This window comes from Streptomyces sp. WMMC500, assembly GCF_027497195.1.
Lineage (GTDB): Bacteria > Actinomycetota > Actinomycetes > Streptomycetales > Streptomycetaceae > Streptomyces.
Map to the genome: position 1 here is coordinate 6,098,920 of NZ_CP114905.1, position 21,245 is coordinate 6,120,164.

The window sequence follows — 21,245 nt, forward strand, 5'->3', positions numbered from 1 at the left end:
GTATGAAGCAGTTCTCACGTCTCCTTCATGCATGAGGTGAACTTACCCCCGACGGCGGAAAATCAGGCAACCGGCGCCCATGCCCGCTTCATCAGCACGTCAGCGGGTGGGGGGCTCGCCGGGGCCGGGAGCCGGGCGGGGGGCGGGGGCCGGGCCCGGGGGTGGCTCAGCCGGGCTCGCCGGCGCCGGTGGCGCCTGGGGCGCCTGGGGCGTCGGCGGTGTCGTGGGCGAGGGCCCGGCGGCAGGCGGCGCGCGCCTCGGCCTCCTCGTCGGCGTCGCCGTCAGCCCCGCGGGCGTGCAGGATGTCCGCGAACCCGGTCGCCACCCTGACCAGGTTCTTCCGGTGTCTCGGCCGGTCGAGGTCGCGTTCGGCGGCCATGCGGTACGCCGTGCGCGCGGCGGCCACGGCGTCGTCGTACTCCCGCAGTTCGACGAGCACCGAGGCGAGTTCGTGGGAGGCGTGGAGGGCGTCGGAGATCCCGCCGGACTCCACGGCCCTGCGGAGCGCCTCGGCGGCGCCGGGCAGGTCGCCCGTGCCCCGTAGGACGGTGGCCTTGTCCCGGTAGGCCCGGCCGACGGCGGCGGGGTCCTCCTCGCGTTCGGCCAGCCGGTCGTAGAGGAAGACGAGGTCGCGCGGGAGGTACGTGTTCTTGATCATTTTGCGTACGTCGGCGGCCGTCGGCTCCACGTGCGCCGGCGGCTCGACGGGCGGCCCGGCGCGGTAGATCCGCACCCCGCCCCCGTACCCCTCGTGCCCGGTGATCACGCTGGCCGCGAGCATGCTGCCGTCGGGCGACCAGGTCAGGGTGGAGAGGTAACGGCCGCCCGTCCGGCAGCGCATCAGCAGCTCACCGTCGGAGACCCGCCACAGATCGATCAGCCTGGCCTCCATCCGCGTCGCGGAACTCGGACCGCAGGCCGCGACGTACTCCCCGTCCGGCCGGACGACCGCCGGGCCGCCGGCTACGGCGAGCGTGCCCAGGGCATGCCCGGTCTCCGGATCCAGGACGTGGACGTCCTTCCCCTGCCGGGCGAACATCCGGGTTTCGTCGCCGGTGAAGCAGACGTCCGAGACGGACCCCTGGCCTGGCAGAGGCAGGCGCCGCGCCGTACCGGACGAGGTCAGCACCTCGACCCGGTCCCGGGAGCCGTCGACCCGGTACCGGCCGGTGCGCGAGCGGGCCTCCCGCGGCTGCGGGGGGACGTCGACCTCGGTGCCGGTGTCCACGTCGTAGGCGCGGGTCGGAGCCTCGTCGTCCAGCGTCCCGCCGCCCTCGATGACGCGGCCGGTGATCCGGTGGGTGCCGGGCACCCACTGGATGTCCTGGCCCCAGAGGGCGCTGTCCGCGACGCGCGCGTGTTCGCTCCAGTCGTCGGTGCGGAGCACCACCAGCTCGCACGCCTGGCTGGTCATCGCGAGGTACTGCCCGTCGTCGGAGAAGGCCAGGTCGCTGGGCGTACCGGCATCGGTTTCCCCGCCCGCGAACACGTCGAGCGTCAGGGCGGGTTCGCGTAGGTCGAGGACCGTGGGGGCGTCGTCCGCCGGTATCTGGTCGGAGTCCGTCGGGTACGAGGTGGTGCCCCAGCCGTCACCGGGGCGCAGCGACTCCAGCCAGCGGCGGTCGGTCACCTCGACGTCGTAGTCGGCCTGCACGAGGAGGTCCTCGTCTTGCCAGGCGCCCTTGCGTTCGTAGTAGAAGTCGTGGAGGTCTGCCCATTTTTTAGGGAGTACGGGGTGGTTGCGGGTGGCGACCTGCTTGATGCGGCGGACGTAGCGGTGACTGTTCGCGGCCACCCAGTCGGGTTCGAGGACCTGGTCGGTGTCGAGCATGCGCAGCGGGTGGAAGGAGTCGCCGGGGCGCTCGCGGGTGGCTTCCCAGAGGACGCGGAAGAAGAAACTCGGATCGTGGGGGAGGGGCGCGTGGCTCCGGTCGTGGGTGTCGTAGTAGACGACGAAGACGCGGAGGCGTGCGCTTAGGGCGTCGGGGGCGATGGAGAGGATGCGGACGCCGTAGAGGTCGGTGGACATGTGCCCTCCGGGGTGGGGGACTTCGGAAGTGCCCCATGGTCACAGAGAGGTCTGACAGCGGGGTGGGGGGCCTGGGGGATGGGGGCCTGGTGGCCTGGGGAGGAGGGGGCCTGGTGGCCTGGGGGGTGAGGGCCTTGGGGCCTGCGCGGGTGTGCGGGTGTGCGGGGGAGCTTGATTCTTGCTCGGGTCACCCTGGCCGCTGCCCGTAGAGCCCCGCGCCTTCGGGCCTTCGGGTCTTCGCGCCCCCGCGCCCCCGCGCCTACTCCCTCCGCCCCGGTTCGCACGCCGCCTCCTGGGCTGCCATCACCTCGTCCCCGTGCGCGAAAGCCCACGCCCCCACCGCGCCGATCGGCGCCAGCAAGCTCTCCCCCAGCGCGGTCAGCCCGTACTCCACCCGCCCCGCCGCCGGCCCACGTCCCTCCACCCGTTCGACCAGGCCGTTGAACTGCAGCCGCCGCAGCGTCTCCGTCAGCACCTTCGAACTGATCCCCCCGATCCGTGCCCGCAGGTCGACCGGCCGTCTCGGGCCGTCGCGCAGCGCCCACAGCACCACCGCGTTCCAGGTGTTGGAGAGCAGGTCGAAAGCGAGGCGGGCGCGGCAGTCGGCGAGGAAGGCATCTGTCGTCACGTACCAAATGGTGCCTGAACAGCCTTCTAGCGTCGGTGGAAAAGCTCGGGCAGCAAGGCTCGTGCAGCAAGAGAGGAACGACGCGTGATGAGAATCGGCGTACTCGGAACCGGCAACATGGCCCACGCCCTCGCCACCCACTGGGTGCGCGCCGGCCACCACGTCACCATCGGCGGGCGCGACCCCCGCAAAGCGCAGCACCTCGCCTCACGCCTCGGCGCCGGTACCACGGCCGGCGGCCTCCGCGCCGCCGCCGAGTCCGGCCAGGACGTCGTGCTTGCCGCCCTCCCCTTCGAGGCAGGCGCCCCCGTCGTACGGGACCTGCGCGCCGCCCTCGACGGCAAGGTGCTGCTCGACTGTGCCAACCCCGTCGGGCCCGGCTTCCGCCTCCTGACCGACGGCGGCCCCTCGGCCGCGCAGCGCCTCGCCGCGGCGGCGCCCGGGGCCCACGTGGTCAAAGCCTTCAACCTCTGCCACGAAGACGTGTGGCGCATGCGCCCGCCCGTCTTCGGCGGGCGCCCGCTGGCCGTGCCGGTCTGCGGCGACGACGAGGCGGCCCTCGCGCCCGTACGCCGGTTGGTACGGGACGTCGGCTGCGTACCCGTCGCCGGCGGCGGGCTCGAACGGGCCGGGCTCCTGGAAGCGACCGCCGCCCTGTTCATCTCCCTCTGGGTCGGTGAAGGCGCGGACGCGCAAGCGATTGCGCCACCCCTGGCCTACGCGACCGGGCCGGCCGGGCCGACCGGCCACCAGGGAAGCGCGGTCGGCACGACCCCGTAGCCCCGCGACGGCGCGCCGCCATCTCGGTGAATCTCGACGCACGTGGCGGTGCCCCCTGGGCCCACGGACTGCCGAGAAGTCTTAAATCAGGCAATCTGCCATTATTCGGCCCACCACCATCGGGCCTCACGAATTGTGGAGCTGAGATGAGGCGTATCCGCCTGGCCGTCGTGAGCGCGGCCGCGATTGTGATGATGACCGCCGCGAGCGGGTGTTCCAGCGACGACGGAGGTTCCTCGGCCTCGGCAGAGGCGACCGCCTCGACCAAGGCATCAACCAAGGCAACGAGCAAGGCGTCGAGCGTCGCGGAGGACAGCGACAAGGGCACCGTGAAGACGGCCTCGGCCGGCAAGCTCGGCACCATCCTGGTCGACGAAGAGGGCAACACCCTCTACCTGTTCGAGAAGGACACGTCCACGACCTCGACCTGCGACGGAGAATGCGCCAAAGCCTGGCCGCCGCTGGAGACCTCCGGAACCCCCAAGGCCGGCGGCTCGGCGCAGGACAAGATGCTCGACACCTCGAAGCGGTCCGACGGGAAGACCCAGGTCACCTACAACGGCCACCCCCTCTACACCTACCAGGGCGACTCCAACCCCGGCGACACCAACGGCCAGGGCCTCGACCAGTTCGGCGCCAAGTGGTACGTCCTCGACGCCGACGGCAACAAGGTCGTCAAGGGCGACTCGGGGAAGTCGAGTTCGCCGGGCGGGTCGGGTTACTAGTCACGTCCCGACGAACGGGCCATCGACGTGACCTCGAAGACCGCTCACCGATCCCACCGCCGGCCCTCACCGGCACGCGGCGCCTTCTTCGTCGTCGGCGCCGCGCTGCCGGTGGCCACGGCGGTGGTGATCTGGCTGGTCGCTGAGCACCACACACCCGTCTACACGACGAGCCTCTTCGGCGAAACGGGCGAGGCCGCGGTCACCCTCAAGGCCCGCCTGGGCACCGCCCTGTTCGGCCTCGCAGTCGTCCAGGTCCTGCTGGCCCTCTGGATGTACGGGCTCCTGCCCGCCCTCTCCGCCGGGTCCCGCCCCGTGCGCCTCACGCACCGGGTGCTGGGGTGGGGAGCCTTCCTGCTGTCCGTGCCCATCGCCATCCACTGCATCCGCACCTACGGCGTGGAAACCACCAGCACCCGGGTCCACCTGCACTCCGTCATGGGCTGCGCGCTGTACGGAGCCTTCGTCGCCAAGGTCCTGGTGGTACGCAGCCGCCGTTTGCCCGGCTGGATGCTCCCCGCGGCGGGCAGCGCGTTGTTCGTCGCGATCGGGGTGATGTGGTACTCGGGAGCCCTGTGGGTCCTGAACGACTTCACCGTTCCCGGTCTGGAGTGACGACCAGGGCGATGAACTCGGTCCAGGCTTCGGGGGTGAAGCGGAGTACGGGCCCGTGGGGGTCCTTCGAGTCCCGTACGTGGATGGTGTCGGGGGACGGGGCTATCTCGATGCAGTCGCCGCCCTGCACGCTGCTGTAGCTCGACTTGAACCAGGCCAGCTCGTTCATAGCTCTCCTGCCACTTGCTCGATCAAGCGCACCGACTCCTCGGTGCTGAGGGCGCATGCGCGCATTGAACCGTAACGGAGCCAGAAGGCGCTCGTCTGGTCCCGGCCAACCCGAGACATCACGCAGCCTTGTGCCTCGACGTAGACGAACTGCTTACCATCGGCCGTTTCCAACAACACCATGTGCCCGTCCAGGCCGACATGCACCGCTCGTGATGAGGGCATGATCTGGACCTCGACATTCAGCAGCTCCGCGCACTCCAGCAGTCGGCGGAGCTGCACTCGCATCACCTCGCGACCCCCCACCATGCGTTGCAGCGTGGCCTCCTCGATGAGGAAGGCGAACGTCACCATGGGCTTTCTGCGGGTGAGCAGAGACTGCCGCGCGAGGCGTGCCGTCAACAACTTTTCGACCGTCTCCTCGTCGATGGGTGGGTATGCGCCGCTCAGCAGTGTCCGCGCGTATTCCTCCGTCTGAAGCAGGCCCGGGATCACCAGCGGATCGTACGAGAACCGGATCACCGCCTCCTTCTCCAGCACCGCCAAGTCGCGGAAGAATGTGGGTAACTGGGCGAAGTCCACCTCATCCTGCAACTCCGCCAACACGCCCCCCGCCTCCACCACATCCTCCGCCCGCTCCGTGAACTCCCCCTTCGCCGGCCGCCGCCCCTGCTCCACCGACGCGCAGTGATCCGGCGAATACCCCATCCGGTCGGCCAACTCCTCCTGCGTCAGCCCCGCCTTCGTGCGGAAGAACTTCAGCAGCTTGCCGTACGCGACCCAGCTCCCCGGCCTGTCGTCGTCGTTGATGCGCTTTCCCCGGCGGCGGTTGTTGTTCCCCATCTGTCCCACGCCCCTGTCTCGTCGTACGCGCGTGCTATCCGGGTACAACGACACGTATCGGCAAGGGTTTCGGTCATGGGCTCGTACAAAGCCAGCCCCCTCTCGTACGTGATGCTCCTGTCGGCCGGCAACCCTGCCCGCCCCCTCCCACCCCCCGCCACGGTTGCTTCATGCACGCACCAACCGCCGAACCGGCCCTCCCCGCCCTCCCCGTCCTCTCCGTCCTCTTCAGCCCCACCCCCCGCGGCGCCCGCCGCGCCCGCCTCCTCGCCCTGCACCAGCTCGGCGAGTGGGGCATCCCCCGCGACAGCTCCACCGCCGAGGCCGTCGCCGTCGTCACCGCCGAGCTGGCCGCCAACGCGGCCGTGCACGGGCGGCTGCGGGGGCGGTACTTCAGGCTGCGGCTGCATCTGCAGGAGCACGTCGTACGGATCGAGGTCTCCGACGCCCGCCCCGAACGCCCCGTGCCCACCGCCGCGATGGCCGGTACGACCCAGACCCACGCGGACAGCGACCACGGGCGCGGGCTCGTCCTCGTCGCCGCGTTCGCGGAACGGTGGGGGTGCTTTCAGCCCCACGTCGCCGTCAAGACCGTCTGGGCCGAAGTCCGCCGGTAGTCCCGGCCCTACTCCCCGCGCCTCAGAACAGCTTGCCCGGGTTCATGATGCCCAGCGGGTCGAAGACCGCCTTGATCTCCCGCTGCAACTCCAGTCCCACCGGCCCCAGCTCCTTCGCCAGCCACTCCTTCTTCAGCAGCCCCACCCCGTGCTCCCCCGTGATCGTGCCGCCGAGCTCCAGCCCCAGCGCCATGATCGCGTCGAACGACTTCCGGGCCCGCGCCGACTCGTCTTCGTCGGCCGGGTCGAAGCAGACGTTCGGGTGGGTGTTGCCGTCGCCGGCGTGGACGCAGGTGCCGATGGTCAGGTCGTACGTCGTGGCGATCTCGGCGACGCCGTCGAGGAAGGCGCCGAGGCGGCTGCGGGGGACGCAGACGTCGTCGATCATCGTGGTGCCGGTCATCGCCTCCAGGGCCGGGAGGGCGGCGCGGCGGGCGGCGAGGAGCAGCTCCGACTCGGCGGCGTCCGCGGCCGGGACGACCTCCGTGGCGCCGGCCGCCGTGCAGAGGGCGCCCAGGGCGGCGAGGTCGGCGGCCGGGTCGGGGGTGTCGAAGGCGGCGAGGAGGAGGGCCTCGGTGGTTTCGGGGAGGCCCATCTTCGTGAGGGCGTTGACGGCTCGTACCGTCGTACGGTCCATCAGCTCCAGCAGCGACGGCACGTGTCCGCCCGCCATGATGCGGCAGATCGCGTCGCACGCCGCCGCCGCCGACGGGAACTCCGCCGCCAGCGCCAACTGCTGCCCGGGCGCCGGCTTGAGGGCCAGCGTGGCGCCGACCACCGCGCCGAGGCTGCCCTCCGACCCGACGAAGAGGCGGGTCAGGTCGTAGCCCGCGACGCCCTTGGCGGTGCGGCGGCCGGTGGTGAGCAGGCGGCCGTCCGGGAGGACGACGTCGAGGCCGAGGACGTACTCCGCGGTGACGCCGTACTTCACGCAGCACAGGCCGCCGGAGCCGGTGCCGATGTTGCCGCCGATCGTGCATGACTCCCAGCTCGACGGGTCCGGCGGGTAGAAGAGGCCCTGGTCGGCGACGGCGCGGGAGAGCGCGGCGTTGACGACGCCGGGTTCGACGACGGCGATCCGGTTGACCGGGTCGATCTCCACGATGCGGTCCATCTTCAGGAAGGACAGCACGATCGCCCCGTCGTCCGCGTTCGCCGCGCCCGACAGGCCCGTGCGGGCGCCCTGCGGGACGACGGGGACGCGCATCGACGTCGCCGTCCGCATCACGTGCTGCACCTGCTCGACCGTCTGCGGCAGCACCACCGCCGCGGGCGTGCCGGAGGGGCAGAACCCGGCCATGTCGCCCGCGTACGACGCGGTGACGTCCGGGTCCGTCAGCACCGCCGCGGCGGGCAGGCCCGTGCGGAGTGCGGTGATCAGTGCCTCGTCCCCGACTGCTGCCTGACCGCTCATCTCTTCAGCCTGCATGTATTCAGCCTGCAACGACTCCGCTTCCGGCGAAACCCCTCACGTCACCCTCACGCCACCCGCGGGAGCTGGGCGTCCAGCCAGGGGAGACCCGCGTGGGAGAGCAGGACGAGCCCGAGCGCCACCGCCCGGAGCCCTCCACCTCCACGTCGGGGGCGGAACGCCGGGCGGCGGCGCTCGTGCGGCATAGCGAAGCCGGCGGATCAGAGGTTGCCGCGCTTGTCCTGTTCGCGCTCGATGGCCTCGAACAGCGCCTTGAAGTTGCCCTTTCCGAAGCCCATCGAGCCGTGCCGCTCGATGATCTCGAAGAACACCGTCGGCCGGTCCTGCACCGGCTTGGTGAAGATCTGCAGCAGGTAGCCGTCCTCGTCGCGGTCGGCGAGGATCTTCAACTCCCGCAGCTCGTCGAGCGGTACGCGGGTGTCGCCGACCCACTCGCCGAGGGTGTCGTAGTACGCGTCCGGCACGCCGAGGAACGCGACGCCGGCCGCGCGCATGGTCCGTACCGTGGCGACGATGTCGTTCGTGGCCAGCGCGATGTGCTGCACGCCGGGGGAGTTGTAGAACTCCAGGTACTCGTCGATCTGGGACTTCTTCTTGCCCGGCGCCGGCTCGTTGATCGGGAACTTGACCTTCAGCGTGCCGTCCGCGACGACCTTCGACATGAGCGCGGAGTACTCGGTGGCGATGTCGTCGCCCACGAACTCCTTCATGTTCGTGAAGCCCATGACCTTGTTGTAGAAGGCCACCCACTCGTCCATCTTCCCGAGCTCGACGTTGCCGACGCAGTGGTCGACGGCCTGGAACGTCCGCCGCGCCGGCGGCGCGACCAGGGGTTCCGCGGCCGCGTAGCCCGGCAGGTACGGGCCGTCGTAGCCGGTGCGCTCGACGAGGGTGTGGCGGGTCTGGCCGTACGTCGCGATGGCGGCGAGCACCACGGTGCCGTGCTCGTCCTTCAGCTCGTACGGCTCCTCCAGGCCGGTGGCGCCCTGCGCGACCGCGTGCGCGTACGCGGCGCGGGCGTCGGGGACTTCGAGGGCGAGGTCGATGACGCCGTCGCCGTGCTCGGCGACGTGCGCGTCGAGGAACCGGCCGCGGTCGGTGGCGGCCTTGACGACGGAGGTGAAGACGAAACGGGCGGAGCCGTTTTCCAGGACGTAACTGGCCGTCTCGCGGCTGCCGTTCTCCGGTCCGGAGTACGCGACCAGTTTCATGCCGAACGCGGTGGAGTAGAAGTGGGCGGCCTGCTTGGCGTTGCCGACCGCGAACACCACGGCGTCCATCCCCTTCACCGGGAAGGGGTCGTCCTGCCGGATCTGCGGAGCGGGCTGATCAATGGTCTCGGTCATGCTCAAAAGGGTCTCTCCGGTTGGCAAGGTGTGCAATAGTTGCCGAAATCACTGGACACCTTGACCGGTGTGACGCGGGACGGGCCGGGCTATCTGTGCAAGCTGACCAGCGAGGAGCGCGCGAAATGATCGATCAGCTCGACGGCCGGCTGCTGGAGCTGCTCGCGAACGAGCCGCGCATAGGCGTGCTGGAGGCCAGCCGCCGCCTCGGCGTCGCCCGCGGCACCACGCAGGCCCGCCTCGACCGACTGCGCTCCCGGGGCGTCATCCGCGGCTTCGGCCCGGACGTCGACCCGGCGGCTCTGGGCTACCCGGTGACCGCGTTCGCCACCCTGGAGATCAAGCAGGGCCAGGGCACGGACGTCCGCAGCCACCTCGCGCGGGTGCCGGAGGTGCTGGAGCTGCACACGATCACGGGCCACGGCGACATGCTGTGCCGGCTGGTGGCGCGGTCGAACGCCGACCTGCAGCGGGTGATCGACCTCGTCGTCGGCTTCGACGGCATCGTGCGGGCGTCGACGGCGATCGTGATGGAGAACCCGGTGCCGCTGCGGATCGTCCCGCTGGTGCGCCAGGCGGCTGGGGGCGCACCCGAGGGGGATCGGAGCGGGGGGAGCACCGGCGGGCCTACGGGCCCGCCGGGGCGGTGACCTTCGTCACGAAGCCCTCAAGGTTGCCCCACATGCGCGCGACGCGCTCGGCCTCCGTCAGCGACTCCTCCTGGGGCACGGTACGCAGCTTCGGCTGCCGCCTCCCGCGCAGGTAGAGCGAGCAGGCCAGGTCGGCGCAGACGTACAGGCCGACCGTGTTCCCCTGCCGCCCCCGCGCGCCCGCCAGCGGGGCGGCGAGGAGGCGGACGCCGGAGGAGGAGTGCGCGGTCAGACAGAGCTGGCACATGCGGGAGCGCACCGCGCTGGCGCGGCCGGCCGCCGGGACGCGCAGGGCTATCCCGAGGGGCCCGTCCGGGCGGGGGACGACGAGGTGGGCGCGGAGCGGGGCTCCTGGGTCCACCCAGCCGAGGAAGTCCAGGTCCGCCCAGGGCACCGCGGCGAAGTCGAGCGGCAGCCTGAGCCGGGCGGCGTCGCCTTTGGTGCTGTTCACGAAGGAGGCACGGATCTGTTTCTCACTGAGCGGTTCCACGTCGGCCGACCTTACGGAGCGGGCGTACGGACCGCACGCGAATTCCGGCCCGTACGGGCCCCGCGCCGGTCCGCGCAGCCCCTGCCGGGGCAGGAGTCAGCAGCTCGGCACGTCGCCGCCGGACTTCAGCGCCTTCAGCGACGCCACCGCGTCCGACAGCTCCTCCACCGGCACCAGCCGCAGCCCGTCGGGCAGCTCCGACTCCGCGTCGGCGCACTCCGCCGCCGGCACCAGGAAGACCGTCGCCCCGTCGCGCTTCGCGGCCTGCGTCTTCAGCGGCACGCCGCCGACCGCGCCGACGGTGCCGTCGCGGGCGATCGTGCCCGTACCGGCGATGACCTCGCCGCCGGTCAGGTCGTCGGGGCCGAGCTTGTCGATGATCCCGAGGGCGAAGAAGAGCCCGGCACTGGGCCCGCCGACGTCGGTGAGGCGCAGCTCGACGTCCACGCTGCCGGGGTCGCGGCCGAGGTGGTTCAGGGCGGCGGTGACGGCGGTGTTCTGGGACTCCCGCATCTGCTCAGCGTTGTACTCCCGGATCTCCTTTCGGGAGTCGCCCACGGGATAGACGGAGTCCTTGGGCATCACGGCCTCGTCGGTGGCGAACCAGCCGGACGCGATGTCCGCGAGGCGCAGGTCGACCTCCGGTCCGGTCGCGGCGATCGTCGTCATCCGCAACTCGCCGTCCGTGGGGTGCTGTTCCGCCCCGGAGACGGAGATGACCGGACTGCCCCGGTGGTCGCCGAGCACGTCGGCTGTCATCCCGGGCTTGGCGAGCGAGAACGGCAGCGGGACGAACGCCGCGGCGGCGAGCAGCCCGGCGACGGGCACCGCGGCGAGCGCGAGGGTCACACGGCGAGAGGGCACGGCCCCAATCTACGGTGCCCTCGCCGGGCGGGCGGAGCCGGATCCGCGCGGGGCGGGCCGCGCGGTGCCCTGGCCGGGCGCGCGGTGCCCGCCGGAGCGGGCTGCGCAGGATGCCGGGTCCGGCGCGCCGTGCCGCGTACGTTCCCGCGCCGGGCAGGCGGCGCCGGGTGGTCCCTCACCGGTCGCACCGCGCTCCGCGCGGCTAGCGCAGCGCCTGGGCCACCTCTCTGGCCGCCGTGACCACCCGCGGGCCCACCTCGCCCGGCACGATCTCGTGCAGCATCACCACGCCCACGCTGCCCTCGATGCCCGACACCCCCAGCAGCGGCGCCGCCGCCCCGCTCGCGCCCGCCTCCAGTTCGCCGTGGGTCAGGGCCAGCGCCAGCTCCGCGTCCGTCTCGCACGCGCCCGGGCCGAGGCCGCGGCCCTTGAGTATCGCCCGTCCCGCCGCGCCCTGGTCCAGGGCGTGCCGGAAGCCGGCGCGGTAGGCGACGTGGTAGTCGGTCCAGCTCGGCTCGACGACCGCGACGGCCAGCGCCTCGCTGCCGTCGACCAGCGTCAGGTGCGCGGTCGCGCCGACGTCCTCGGCGAGCGAGCGCAGCGCCGGCAGCGCCGCCTCCCGTACCAGGGGGTGCACCTGCCGGCCCAGCCGCAGCACGCCGAGCCCGACCCGCGCGCGGCCCCCGAGGTCGCGGCGGACGAGGGCGTGCTGCTCCAGGGTCGCGAGCAGGCGGTACACCACGGTGCGGTTGACGCCGAGCTTGTGCGACAACTCGGTGACGGTCAGGCCGTGGTCGGTGTCGGCGAGCAGCTTCAGCACGCGGAGTCCACGGTCGAGGGTCTGGGAGGTCTCTGCGGGCACGCCGCCTCCTCAAGTGATGTGCGGCCCTTCCCGCGCCGACGCACCCGTCCCTTGCAGCGCCGGCGCCTGGAGCCGCCGGCCGCACGTGGCGCCGGCTTGTGTCCACGGCGGCTCTGCCGTGGATCTGGGAGCCCCGCCTCCGCCTGTGCGGCGGGGTGTGCGGAAACCTAGCGAGCGGCACCGCTCAGCGGAAGACCCCGTCCAGAATCCGGTCAGGATCTTCCACGCGGGTCGCCTTTTGTGATCGTTGCGTGCGGCGCAACGGACTTGAGTGGCCGGATTAACCGCACATGGAAGAATCGTGCCATGACCGGCTCCGCAGAGATCGCCCCCACCGGCCCGCCGCACCGCGTCGCCGTCCTCGTACGGGACGGCGTGATGCCCCTCGAACTCGGCCTCGTCCACCAGATGTTCGGCTCCGCCGAGGCCGCGGGGCGGCGGCTGTACGAGGTCGTCACCTGCGCGCTGCGGCCGGGCCCGGTGCGTACCGACGCGGACTTCCCGGTGCTCGTCGAGCGCGGCCCGGAGGCGCTGGACGACGCCGGGACCGTCGTGGTGCCCGCGTCGCACGCCGAGGACGCGATCGAGGGCGCGGCGGAGGGCGCGGGGCAGGGGGAGCCGTCGCCCGCGCTGCGGGCGGCCCTCGGGCGGGTACGGCCCGACGCGCGCGTCGCGTCCGTCTGCACCGGCGCGTTCGTGCTCGCCGCCGTGGGCCTGCTCGACGGGCGCCTGGCCACGACGCACTGGAAGTCCGCCGAGCTGTTCCGCCGCCGCTTCCCGGCCGTACGGCTCCGGCCCGACGTGCTCTACACCGAGGACCGCGGCGTCCTCACCTCCGCGGGCGAGGCCGCCGGCATCGACCTGTGCCTGCACATGATCAGGTCCGACCACGGCGCCGCCGTCGCCAACGACGTCGCCCGCCGCACCGTCGTGCCCCCGCACCGCGACGGCGGGCAGGCGCAGTACGTGCCGCGGCCGGTGGCCGAGCCGGAGCTGTCCACCACCGGCCGCGCCCGCGCCTGGGCGCTGGCGCACCTCGACCGGCCCCTCGCGCTGCGCGACCTGGCCGCGCGGGAGTCGATGAGCGTACGGACCTTCAGCCGCCGGTTCCGCGAGGAGACCGGCGTGACGCCGCTGCAGTGGCTCACCCGGCAGCGCATCGAGCGGGCCCGGCACCTGCTGGAGGAGACGGACCGGAGCATCGACCGGGTCGCGGCGGACGCGGGGTTCGGCACGGCGGCGTCGCTGCGGCAGCACATGCAGGCGGCGCTGGGCGTCTCGCCGACCGCGTACCGGGGCACGTTCCGCGGCCCGGGGCAGCTCCCGGCGGGGACGGCGGCGTAACGGGCGGCGGGACAACGGGCCGCCGGGCAACGGGTCGCGGCGCTCACGTGTCGCCGGACTCGTCCGACGGCCACGGGTCGCTCAGCCACAACTCGTCCCGCGTCGCGGACCCCAGCAGCTCCCGCAGCCCCTCGTCCAGACCGAGCTGCGTCACCTCCGCACCCGGGGGCACGGCCCGCAGCGTGCGCTCCAGCCAGGTGGAGACCGCGGCGGCCGGGGCCTCGATCAACGCGTCGCCGTCCGAGGACGTCAGCGCCAGGCAGATGACGCTCCCGGCCGCGGACTTCGTCGGCCAGACGCGCACGTCCCCGTGGCCGCACGGCCGGAACACCCCCTCCACGAGCAGCTCGCGGGCGAACGACCATCGCACCGGGGCCGCCGAGCCGATGTGGAAGCTGATGTGGACGGCGTACGGGTCGGACGACCGGTACGTCAGTCTGGACGGAACCGGAACACTTCTTTCCGGCGACAGGACGAGCCGCAGCTCCAGTTCGCGTTCCACCACGGTCCGCATGGTGTGGCACCTCTCTTGTCGAGCCTCACGCAGGTCCGGCGGGCCTGTGTGAGAAGAGAGGGGCCAACCGCCGTGCTCTTACGCGACTTCCGCAGAGTTCCCCCGATCGTTCGACAAGTCTCTTAAGGCGGAACGGGGGTGAGGCGGACCCGGCCGTCCGCGGGTTCTGGTAGATGTGGTCCCTATGAGCGCCCCGACACCACCCTCCGGCGGCGGGATCCCCGGCCCCGGTTACTACCCCGACCCCTCCATCCCGGGCTACGTCCGGTACTGGAACGGTGCGGCGTGGGTTCCCGGCACCAGCCGCCGCGCACAGGAGGGCGAGGAGGAGCCGGCCGCGACCGCCGAGGGGCGGGAGAGCGCGGGCGGCACCGAAGGCCCTGCGGGCACCGGGAGCCCGGAGGGCACGGAGGGTCCCGCGGACGCCCCGCCCGCCGCCGCGTCCGGCCCGTCGCCGAGCGAGACGGGACCGGTGTTCCTCGACGAGGAGGAGCCGCTCGACGCCCCGCCCGCCCCCCGCGGGCGGCACGCGCGCGGGGGAGCCCAGGACGACGTACGCGACGACGTCCGGGACGCGGCCGAGGCCGCGGCCGCCGCCGGGGAGCCGGCGGACGCGCAGGGCGCGTGGCAGGCGGTCGACGTCGTGGACGTGGCGGAACGGGCCGACAGCCGCGTCGCCTGGGGCGCGCGTGACCCGCAGGAACCGCCGGCGCTCACGGTGCCGGCCGAGCTGGGCGGCGGCGCGCCGGACCCGGCCCGCGCCGAGGAGGAGCCCCGGGTGCCGGGAGCGCGCCGGGCGGGCGAGAGCGCGGCGGAGCAGGAGGGCGGGCAGGCCGCCCCGGGTGCGTACGACGAGGACCGGCCGGGCGTGCCGCTCGGCCGCGACCCGCGCGTGGGCGGCGGCTCGTGGGGCGAGCAGGTGCGGCGGCTGGCGGGGCCGGCACCCGTACCGGCGCCCGCGGCTCCCGAGGAGACGCGCGAGCCCGGGCCCACGGGGCGGGGTGAAGCAGGCGCCGACTCCGGGTTCGGGGCCGCGGACCCGCGGCAGGCCGCCGGCGGCTACGCGCCGTCGCCGACCGAGCCCGACGTGCCCCACGCCCTCCCCGCACCGGCCACCCCCGAACCGCCGCAGGCGCGGCCGGCGCCCACGGCCCCCGACGTACCGGTGTCCCCGCCGCCGTCGCCGGGCACGCCCGAGCTGCCGCAGCCGCGCCCCGCGCAGCCGCAGCTCGCGCCGCAGGGCGGGCACGCCGCGCCGCCGCTGACCCCGGCCGCGCGCACGGCCCCGCCCGCCGCCCCGCAGCAGCCGCCCGCCGCGCAGCTCCCCGAGCGGGCCGCCCGCGCCGAGCTGCCGCAGGGCGGCGGCGCGGGGGCGGGCGAACCGCCGGTCGTGCCGTGGCGCCCGCCGACGGAGGACCCCTTCCTCAGCGCCGCGCAGGGCACCGCCCCGCCCGCCGGGCTCGGCCGCCGCCTCGGCGCCCGGCTCGTGGACGCGCTGCTGGTCGGCGGCGTCGTCGCCGCGGTCGCGGTGCCGCTGGTGAGCAAGTCCGTGGACCACGTGCAGGACAAGATCGACGCGGCCGAGGAGTCCGGCAAGACCGTCACGGTCTGGCTCGTCGACGGCACCACGGGTCCGTACCTCGCCCTGGTCCTCGGCCTCTTCCTCGTGCTCGGCCTGATCGTGGAGGCGCTGCCGACCGCGAAGTGGGGGCGTACGCCCGGGAAGCGCCTCTTCGGCGTGCGGGTGCTGGACATCGAGTCGCAGGACCCGCCGGCGACCGGCTCGGCGCTGCGCCGGTGGCTGACGTACGCGGTGTTCCTGCTGCTGCCGCTGATCGGGCTGGTGAACGTCATCTGGTGCGCCTTCGACAAGCCGTGGCGGCAGTGCTGGCACGACAAGGCGGGGCGCACGTACGTGGCGCGCGGCTGAGCCGTTCGGCCGCGCCCGGAGTGCGGGCCGGTGGCGCCCGCGGTCGACTCGGTGCATGACGAGCTCCGACCACGGCGAGGGCGCCGACCCGCACCGCAGGAGGCCCACGCGCGCGCAGCAGCCGGCGGAAGGCGCGCCGTCCGACGGCACGCGGCGGCCGGAGGAGGAGGCGGAACCGCCGCCTGGCGACGAGCACGGGGCGCAGGAGTCACACGAGGGGCACGGGCCGCCGGCCCGCGGCAGTGGTACGACGCGTCCGGTGGGCCGCCCGACGACGTCCGAGCGGCCGGGCGGCGGCCCGGCACAGGGCGCCGCACCCGGTCCCGGCGTCACTCCGCCCACGGGTCCCGACGCGACCTCGTCCGAGGGCCCCGCCGCCACCCCGCCCACCGGGCCTGAGGCCACGCCGTCCGCCGGTCCTGCCGCCGCCCCGCCCACCGGTCCCGACGCGGCCTCGCCCGAAGGTCCCGCCGCCACACCGCCCACGGGCCCGGACGCCACGTCGCCGTCCGGTCCCGGCGCACCCCCGTCCCCGGGCGCCGGACCCGACTACGGCGGTGCGCCGCCCCCCGGCGCCGGCTCCCCGTACGACCAGCCGCCCGGCGCCATGCCCCCGCCCCCGCCCGCGTACGGCGTCGGCGACCAGGGCGGCTACGGCAGCCAGCCCGGCCCCGGCAGCCACCCCGGCTACGGCGGCTCCCCGTACGGCGCGCCCGATCCGCGGCTCGCCGGCATGCCGCCGCTCGGCGGCCTCGGCCGCCGGCTGCTGGCGCGCATCATCGACGCCCTGATCGTCTACATCCCGGTGTCGCTCTTCCTCACCCTCATCGGCCAGATCGACGACTTCGCCGACACCGACAACACCGGCTCCCAGTACGGCTGGGGCCTCTTCGGCATCCTCGTCTACCTCGTGTACGAGGGCCTGATGCTCACCCGCAGCGGCCAGACCGTCGGCAAGAAGCTCATGGGCATCCGCGTCGGCATGCTGGAGAACGGCGCGGTCCCCGCCGGGAATCCGGGCTGGATCCGGGCGGCCGTGTACTCGCTGCCGGGGCTCGTGCCCTGCATCGGCACCCTGTTCTGGCTCTACAACGTGCTGTCGTGCACCTGGGACAGGCCGTACCGCCAGTGCGTGCACGACAAGGCGGCCAGGACCGTCGTGGTCTCGACCGAGGGCCAGCGCTTCACCCCCTGACCCGCCGGGCACAGCGAAGCGGCCGGCGACCCCTCGGTCGCCGACCGCTTCGCGTGCTGTCCTGCCTCGGCCCGTCCCCCGTGGGCGCCCGGGCGGGCGCCCCCGTTGCCGTCTCAGTGCGGCGCGGACTGCGCGCCGACCGGCCGCCGGTCCGCCGCGGGTGCGGCGATCCCGTCCGGCCGCGCCACCACGACCGCCTCTTCCGCCGGTAAGGCGGGAGCGCGGCGGGAGCGCGGCACGGGAGCGGTCAGTGCGACGAGCACCCCGAGCGCCAGGGCGGTGACACAGATCGCCACGAGGGCGATGGCTGCGCCGGCCTGCGAGAGCAGCAGCATGGCTGCGGCTGAGGCGATGACTGTGGCCGACCCGTACAGGATTTGGGAGAGAGTCGGACGCGGCATGGCAGCCCCCCTGGTGGGCTCAGCATCGGTACGGACGGGTGAACGTGCCGAAGGGCGGCCCCGTGCGTGCAGCCGCCCCCCACTACCCAAGCCGTTGCCCGGCCCGGACTGCAAGTAAGCGTGACCTTACCCACTCGGGGGGTGCACGAGGGGGCGCACGGTGTCATGGCGGGGGCTGCGGCGCGGTGTTCCGGTGCCGTAGTCCTCTGAAGTGTCCAAGTCAAGACTGTCTTTTCTCTGTTCACTCCGGTCGAATGCAGGCACACCTATTCGTGCGGCGACGCGGGAGGGACAGCTCAAACGTGAAGAGCAGGCAAAGAAAGTTGTCAAATACTGCCGTCACCACGGTGGTTGCAGCCGCACTCGGCGCGGCTCTCCTGCCCCTGGGCCAGGCGGCCGCCGACACCGGCGACGGAGCGGCCCAGCTTGAGCGCCGGGACCCGGCGCAGGCGCCGAAGCATCAGGAGCACGATCTCGACGGCCCGTTCAGCAAGGAGCAGGAGGCGCGCCAGAAGGCCGCGCTGGAGCAGTTGCTGTCCGGCGAGACCGAGGCGCTGCCGCGGGCGAAGAAGGACGGCTCGACCGTCGTCAAGCTGGACGACGGCAAGTACGCCGAGCTGGGCCCCGGGACGAAGACCGACAAGATCTTCACCGTGCTGGTCGAGTTCGGCGACGACGTCGACAACGAGACCATGTACGACCCGGACGGGCCCGAAGGACCCGAGCCGCCCGTCGTGAAGTACGGCGGCGACCCGGGCCCCGCGCACAACCGGATAGCCGAGCCCGACCGGGCGGTGGACAACTCCACCGACTGGAAGGGCGACTTCAACCGGGAGCACTACCAGGACCTCTACTTCTCCAAGGACGCGGACAAGCAGTCCATGGCGAAGTACTACGAGAAGCAGTCCTCCGGAAAGTACACGGTGGACGGCGAGGTCAGCGACTGGGTCTCGGTGAAGTGGAACGAGGCCCGCTACGGCTCCAACTACTGCGGCGACTCCACCTGCGCCTCCGTCTGGGACCTGGTGCGCGACGCGACCGCGAAGTGGGCCGAGGACCAGAAGGCCGCCGGGAAGACCGACGCCGAGATCAAGGCGCAGCTCGCCGAGTACGACGCCTGGGACCGCTACGACTTCGACGGCGACGGCACCTTCGACGAGCCCGACGGCTACATCGACCACTTCCAGCTCGTGCACGCCGGCGAGGACGAGTCCGCCGGCGGCGGCGTTCAGGGCGAGGACGCCATCTGGGCGCACCGCTGGTACGCCTACGGCACCGACGCCGGCAGCACGGGCCCCGGCGAGAACAAGGCCGGCGGCACCCAGATCGGCGACACCGGCGTGTGGGTCGGCGACTACACCGTCCAGCCGGAGAACGGCGGACTCGGCGTCTTCGCCCACGAGTACGGCCACGACCTCGGCCTGCCCGACCTGTACGACACCGCGGGCGGCGAGAACTCCACCGCCTTCTGGTCGCTGATGTCCTCCGGCTCCTGGCTCGGCCGCGGCAAGGAAGCCATCGGCGACCTGCCCGGCGACATGACCGCCTGGGACAAGCTGCAACTCGGCTGGCTGGACTACGAGACGGCCAAGGCCGCGACGCGTTCGAAGCACACTCTCGGCCGCGCCGAGGAGCAGAAGGACGGCAGGCCGCAGGCGCTCGTCGTCGAGCTGCCGGAGAAGGCCGTCACCACGACCATCACCAAGCCCGCCGAGGGCACCAGGCAGTGGTGGAGCGGCATGGGCGACGACCTGTCGAACACCCTGACCCGCACGCTCGACCTGACGGGCAGGTCCGCCGCCTCGCTGAGCCTCAAGGGCTGGTGGGACATCGAGGAGGACTACGACTTCCTCTACGCCGAGGTCTCCACGGACGACGGCGCCACCTTCACCCCGCTCGACGGCACCGCCGACGGCGCGCAGATCCCGCGCGACGGCGGCGACCGGCCGGCGCTGACCGGCGTCTCCGGCCAGTACCGCGACCTGGCGTACTCCCTCGACGCCTACGCGGGCCAGGAGGTCCAGCTCCGTTTCCGCTACCAGACCGACGGCGGGGTGGCGCAGAAGGGCTTCGCCGCCGACGCGTTGACGATCACGGCGGACGGCGAGGAGGTCTTCGCGGACGGCGCCGAGGGCGACGACGCGGGCTGGACGGCGGACGGGTTCTCGCGCGTCGAGGAGTCGTTCACCAAGGACTACCCGCAGTACTACATCGCCGAGAACCGGCAGTACGTGTCGTACGACAAGACGCTCAAGACCGGCCCGTACAACTTCGGCTGGACGACCGACAAGCCCGACTGGGTCGAGCACTTCCCGTACCAGAACGGCCTGGTGGTGTGGCTGTGGGACACCTCGCAGCTCGACAACAACACCAGCGTGCACCCCGGCGAGGGGCTGGTGCTGCCGGTCGACGCGCACGCGAAGCCGGAGAAGTGGGCGGACGGCTCGCTGATGCGCAACCGCATCCAGTCGTACGACTCCGCCTTCAGCACCCAGCGGACCGACGGCTTCACCCTGCACAAGGACGGGAAGCCGGCGAAGATCAGGTCGAAGAAGGGCGTCTCGGTCTTCGACGACCGTAAGGGGACGTACTGGTACGAAAGCAACAAGGGCGGCAGCGTGAAGGTGCCCGACACCAACACGAAGATCTCCATCGTCCAGGAGCCCGGTCATGGCCGGACCATGACGGTCCAGGTGGCGCCCTCGGCTCGGTGATCCGGTAAAACAGCAGGTCAAAGGCGTATCGGCCGCTGCCCCTGGCGGGGCGGCGGCCGATCGCGTAAAGATGGCGTGAGCAGCCGGACCGCAGGACGACCACGTGAGGAGCGCCATGGGCGGTGGAGGATTCACCAAGCTGCCGGACGGCAGCATGGTCGTCGCCGTCTCCGTGCCGGGCCCCGTGCCGGGCCGGCGGATACGCGTCCTGGTCCACGCCGCGAACCGCGCCAGGGCCCTGACGCGGCTGCGCAACCTCGGCCTGCGCTCCGTCTACCTCCGCGGCAACGCGCACCCGCCCACGCCGGACGAGGTGACCGCCGTGCTGTGCCACCCCGACGGGCTGGTCTGGCGCGGCTCGCTCGACGACGACACCGAGCCCTGGCACCCGATAGCGGCGCTGTTCCGGCTGGCGACGTAGGCGGCGTCAGCCGACGACCGGCTTGCCCGTCAGCTCCACGCCCGCGTCCGCCAGCTCCCCCAGCGCCCGGTGCGTGGTGTCCTCGGCCACCCCCGCCGTCAGGTCCAGCAGCACCTGCGTGCGGAAACCCTCCGCCGCCGCGTCCAGCGCCGTCGCCTTCACGCAGTGGTCGGTGGCGATGCCCACCACGTCGACCTCCGTCACCTCCCGGGCGCGCAGCCAGTCCGCCAGCGGCACGCCGTTCTCGTCCGCCCCCTGGAAGCCGCTGTACGCCCCCGCGTACGCACCCTTGTCGAAGACCGCCGAGATCGCGCCGGAGGCGACGGTCGGGGCGAAGTTCGGGTGGAAGCCGACGCCCTCCGTACCGGCCACGCAGTGCCGCGGCCAGGTGTGCTCGAAGTCCGGGTGCGCCGAGAAGTGGTCGCCCGGCTCGATGTGGTGGTCGCGGGTGGCGACGACGTGCTGGTAGCCGGCGGTGGACCGGCCGATCAGGTCGGTGATCGCGGCGGCGACGTCCGCGCCGCCGGTCACCCCCATGCTGCCGCCCTCGCAGAAGTCGTTCTGCACGTCAACGACGATCAGTGCACGATGCATGGTGCGATGCCCTTCGTGAGTCGGCGTCGGAAGGACGGAGCGCTGGGGAACGAAGCGCCGCGCGTCCCGGTTCTCTGCCCGCT

The 21,245-nt window shown here is 72.8% G+C and carries 22 protein-coding genes; 10 read left to right on the forward strand and 12 right to left on the reverse strand.

The window, feature by feature from the left end:
• Positions 1-166 precede the first annotated feature (166 nt).
• Together O7599_RS26220 and O7599_RS26225 are read right to left on the reverse strand one after the other, a co-directional pair.
• Positions 167-2,029 carry a WD40 repeat domain-containing protein gene (locus tag O7599_RS26220; protein ID WP_281618071.1) on the reverse strand — a complete coding sequence of 621 codons (1,863 nt, stop codon included), beginning with the start codon at positions 2,027-2,029 and terminating at the stop codon, positions 167-169.
• A gap of 259 nt (positions 2,030-2,288) precedes the next feature.
• Positions 2,289-2,657, reverse strand: a complete 369-nt coding sequence (locus tag O7599_RS26225) for a helix-turn-helix domain-containing protein (protein ID WP_281618072.1) — start codon at positions 2,655-2,657, stop codon at positions 2,289-2,291.
• A gap of 87 nt (positions 2,658-2,744) precedes the next feature.
• On the opposite strand from O7599_RS26225, the gene O7599_RS26230 reads away from it, so the two are divergent.
• The 3 genes from O7599_RS26230 (at position 2,745) to O7599_RS26240 (ending at position 4,777) form a co-directional block, all read left to right on the forward strand.
• Entirely contained in the window at positions 2,745-3,437 is a 693-nt protein-coding gene (locus O7599_RS26230; protein WP_281618073.1) for an NAD(P)-binding domain-containing protein, read from the forward strand.
• A gap of 146 nt (positions 3,438-3,583) precedes the next feature.
• Positions 3,584-4,162 carry a hypothetical protein gene (locus O7599_RS26235; protein ID WP_281618074.1) on the forward strand — a complete coding sequence of 193 codons (579 nt, stop codon included), beginning with the start codon at positions 3,584-3,586 and terminating at the stop codon, positions 4,160-4,162.
• A gap of 27 nt (positions 4,163-4,189) precedes the next feature.
• Positions 4,190-4,777: a DUF6529 family protein gene (locus O7599_RS26240; protein ID WP_281618075.1), complete on the forward strand. Its 588-nt coding sequence runs from the start codon at positions 4,190-4,192 to the stop codon at positions 4,775-4,777.
• Here the strand turns inward: O7599_RS26240 and O7599_RS26245 are convergent.
• Both O7599_RS26245 and O7599_RS26250 read right to left on the reverse strand, forming a co-directional pair.
• Complete coding sequence (locus O7599_RS26245; RefSeq protein ID WP_281618076.1) at positions 4,755-4,946, reverse strand: DUF397 domain-containing protein; 192 nt, start codon at positions 4,944-4,946, stop codon at positions 4,755-4,757. The genes O7599_RS26240 and O7599_RS26245 overlap by 23 nt on opposite strands.
• Positions 4,943-5,788 carry a helix-turn-helix transcriptional regulator gene (locus O7599_RS26250; RefSeq protein WP_281618077.1) on the reverse strand — a complete coding sequence of 282 codons (846 nt, stop codon included), beginning with the start codon at positions 5,786-5,788 and terminating at the stop codon, positions 4,943-4,945. The genes O7599_RS26245 and O7599_RS26250 overlap by 4 nt, the downstream gene beginning before the upstream one ends.
• Before the next feature lie 170 nt (positions 5,789-5,958).
• Here O7599_RS26250 and O7599_RS26255 point away from each other — a divergent pair, with 170 nt between their 5' ends.
• Complete coding sequence (locus O7599_RS26255) at positions 5,959-6,405, forward strand: ATP-binding protein (RefSeq protein WP_281618078.1); 447 nt, start codon at positions 5,959-5,961, stop codon at positions 6,403-6,405.
• A gap of 22 nt (positions 6,406-6,427) precedes the next feature.
• On the opposite strand, the gene O7599_RS26260 is transcribed toward O7599_RS26255, so the two are convergent.
• A complete protein-coding gene (locus tag O7599_RS26260; RefSeq protein WP_281623514.1) occupies positions 6,428-7,819 on the reverse strand; it encodes an FAD-linked oxidase C-terminal domain-containing protein in 1,392 nt (463 codons plus the stop codon).
• A gap of 218 nt (positions 7,820-8,037) precedes the next feature.
• Positions 8,038-9,183, reverse strand: a complete 1,146-nt coding sequence (gene hppD / locus O7599_RS26265) for a 4-hydroxyphenylpyruvate dioxygenase (protein ID WP_281618079.1) — start codon at positions 9,181-9,183, stop codon at positions 8,038-8,040.
• A gap of 125 nt (positions 9,184-9,308) precedes the next feature.
• On the opposite strand from hppD, the gene O7599_RS26270 reads away from it, so the two are divergent.
• Complete coding sequence (locus tag O7599_RS26270) at positions 9,309-9,833, forward strand: Lrp/AsnC family transcriptional regulator (RefSeq protein ID WP_281618080.1); 525 nt, start codon at positions 9,309-9,311, stop codon at positions 9,831-9,833.
• Here O7599_RS26270 and O7599_RS26275 read toward each other — a convergent pair.
• The 3 genes from O7599_RS26275 to O7599_RS26285 form a co-directional block, all read right to left on the reverse strand.
• Complete coding sequence (locus O7599_RS26275) at positions 9,811-10,323, reverse strand: FBP domain-containing protein (protein WP_281618081.1); 513 nt, start codon at positions 10,321-10,323, stop codon at positions 9,811-9,813. The genes O7599_RS26270 and O7599_RS26275 overlap by 23 nt on opposite strands.
• Before the next feature lie 96 nt (positions 10,324-10,419).
• Positions 10,420-11,172, reverse strand: coding sequence for a S16 family serine protease (locus O7599_RS26280; protein WP_281623515.1), 753 nt, complete (start codon positions 11,170-11,172; stop codon positions 10,420-10,422).
• Positions 11,173-11,389: 217 nt separating this feature from the next.
• Positions 11,390-12,049, reverse strand: coding sequence for a helix-turn-helix domain-containing protein (locus O7599_RS26285; protein WP_281618082.1), 660 nt, complete (start codon positions 12,047-12,049; stop codon positions 11,390-11,392).
• 306 nt (positions 12,050-12,355) lie between these two features.
• On the opposite strand from O7599_RS26285, the gene O7599_RS26290 reads away from it, so the two are divergent.
• Entirely contained in the window at positions 12,356-13,393 is a 1,038-nt protein-coding gene (locus O7599_RS26290; RefSeq protein ID WP_281618083.1) for a helix-turn-helix domain-containing protein, read from the forward strand.
• Positions 13,394-13,436: 43 nt separating this feature from the next.
• Here O7599_RS26290 and O7599_RS26295 read toward each other — a convergent pair whose 3' ends face one another.
• Positions 13,437-13,907 (reverse strand): SsgA family sporulation/cell division regulator, encoded by a 471-nt coding sequence (locus O7599_RS26295; RefSeq protein WP_281618084.1) that lies wholly within the window; start codon positions 13,905-13,907, stop codon positions 13,437-13,439.
• 184 nt (positions 13,908-14,091) lie between these two features.
• On the opposite strand from O7599_RS26295, the gene O7599_RS26300 reads away from it, so the two are divergent.
• Both O7599_RS26300 and O7599_RS26305 read left to right on the forward strand, forming a co-directional pair.
• A complete protein-coding gene (locus O7599_RS26300; RefSeq protein WP_281618085.1) occupies positions 14,092-15,837 on the forward strand; it encodes an RDD family protein in 1,746 nt (581 codons plus the stop codon).
• 55 nt (positions 15,838-15,892) lie between these two features.
• A complete protein-coding gene (locus O7599_RS26305; protein ID WP_281618086.1) occupies positions 15,893-17,032 on the forward strand; it encodes an RDD family protein in 1,140 nt (379 codons plus the stop codon).
• 113 nt (positions 17,033-17,145) lie between these two features.
• On the opposite strand, the gene O7599_RS26310 is transcribed toward O7599_RS26305, so the two are convergent.
• The gene (locus tag O7599_RS26310; protein ID WP_281618087.1) at positions 17,146-17,433 is read right to left on the reverse strand and encodes a hypothetical protein; all 288 of its coding nucleotides are present in this window, start codon (positions 17,431-17,433) and stop codon (positions 17,146-17,148) included.
• Between the two features lie 530 nt (positions 17,434-17,963).
• Here O7599_RS26310 and O7599_RS26315 point away from each other — a divergent pair.
• Together O7599_RS26315 and O7599_RS26320 are read left to right on the forward strand one after the other, a co-directional pair.
• Positions 17,964-20,147, forward strand: a complete 2,184-nt coding sequence (locus O7599_RS26315; protein ID WP_281623516.1) for an immune inhibitor A domain-containing protein — start codon at positions 17,964-17,966, stop codon at positions 20,145-20,147.
• A 115-nt stretch (positions 20,148-20,262) separates the two neighbouring features.
• A complete protein-coding gene (locus tag O7599_RS26320; protein ID WP_281618088.1) occupies positions 20,263-20,568 on the forward strand; it encodes a hypothetical protein in 306 nt (101 codons plus the stop codon).
• 6 nt (positions 20,569-20,574) lie between these two features.
• Here the strand turns inward: O7599_RS26320 and O7599_RS26325 are convergent, their stop codons facing one another.
• On the reverse strand, positions 20,575-21,162 hold the full coding sequence (locus tag O7599_RS26325; RefSeq protein ID WP_281618089.1) for an isochorismatase family protein: 588 nt from the start codon (positions 21,160-21,162) through the stop codon (positions 20,575-20,577).
• Positions 21,163-21,245: the final 83 nt, after the last annotated feature.

What these genes read in the sequence shown, in the direction of transcription:
- O7599_RS26300 (WP_281618085.1), top strand. Translation starts at nt 14,092, where the DNA reads ATGAGCGCCCCGACACCACCCTCCGGCGGCGGGATCCCCGGCCCCGGT.
- O7599_RS26295 (WP_281618084.1), bottom strand. Translation starts at nt 13,907, where the DNA reads ATGCGGACCGTGGTGGAACGCGAACTGGAGCTGCGGCTCGTCCTGTCG.
- O7599_RS26230 (WP_281618073.1), top strand. Translation starts at nt 2,745, where the DNA reads ATGAGAATCGGCGTACTCGGAACCGGCAACATGGCCCACGCCCTCGCC.
- O7599_RS26325 (WP_281618089.1), bottom strand. Translation starts at nt 21,162, where the DNA reads ATGCATCGTGCACTGATCGTCGTTGACGTGCAGAACGACTTCTGCGAG.
- O7599_RS26250 (WP_281618077.1), bottom strand. Translation starts at nt 5,788, where the DNA reads ATGGGGAACAACAACCGCCGCCGGGGAAAGCGCATCAACGACGACGAC.
- O7599_RS26305 (WP_281618086.1), top strand. Translation starts at nt 15,893, where the DNA reads ATGACGAGCTCCGACCACGGCGAGGGCGCCGACCCGCACCGCAGGAGG.
- O7599_RS26270 (WP_281618080.1), top strand. Translation starts at nt 9,309, where the DNA reads ATGATCGATCAGCTCGACGGCCGGCTGCTGGAGCTGCTCGCGAACGAG.
- hppD (WP_281618079.1), bottom strand. Translation starts at nt 9,183, where the DNA reads ATGACCGAGACCATTGATCAGCCCGCTCCGCAGATCCGGCAGGACGAC.
- O7599_RS26290 (WP_281618083.1), top strand. Translation starts at nt 12,356, where the DNA reads ATGACCGGCTCCGCAGAGATCGCCCCCACCGGCCCGCCGCACCGCGTC.
- O7599_RS26310 (WP_281618087.1), bottom strand. Translation starts at nt 17,433, where the DNA reads ATGCCGCGTCCGACTCTCTCCCAAATCCTGTACGGGTCGGCCACAGTC.
- O7599_RS26220 (WP_281618071.1), bottom strand. Translation starts at nt 2,029, where the DNA reads ATGTCCACCGACCTCTACGGCGTCCGCATCCTCTCCATCGCCCCCGAC.
- O7599_RS26255 (WP_281618078.1), top strand. Translation starts at nt 5,959, where the DNA reads ATGCACGCACCAACCGCCGAACCGGCCCTCCCCGCCCTCCCCGTCCTC.
- O7599_RS26320 (WP_281618088.1), top strand. Translation starts at nt 20,263, where the DNA reads ATGGGCGGTGGAGGATTCACCAAGCTGCCGGACGGCAGCATGGTCGTC.
- O7599_RS26245 (WP_281618076.1), bottom strand. Translation starts at nt 4,946, where the DNA reads ATGAACGAGCTGGCCTGGTTCAAGTCGAGCTACAGCAGCGTGCAGGGC.
- O7599_RS26260 (WP_281623514.1), bottom strand. Translation starts at nt 7,819, where the DNA reads ATGAGCGGTCAGGCAGCAGTCGGGGACGAGGCACTGATCACCGCACTC.
- O7599_RS26235 (WP_281618074.1), top strand. Translation starts at nt 3,584, where the DNA reads ATGAGGCGTATCCGCCTGGCCGTCGTGAGCGCGGCCGCGATTGTGATG.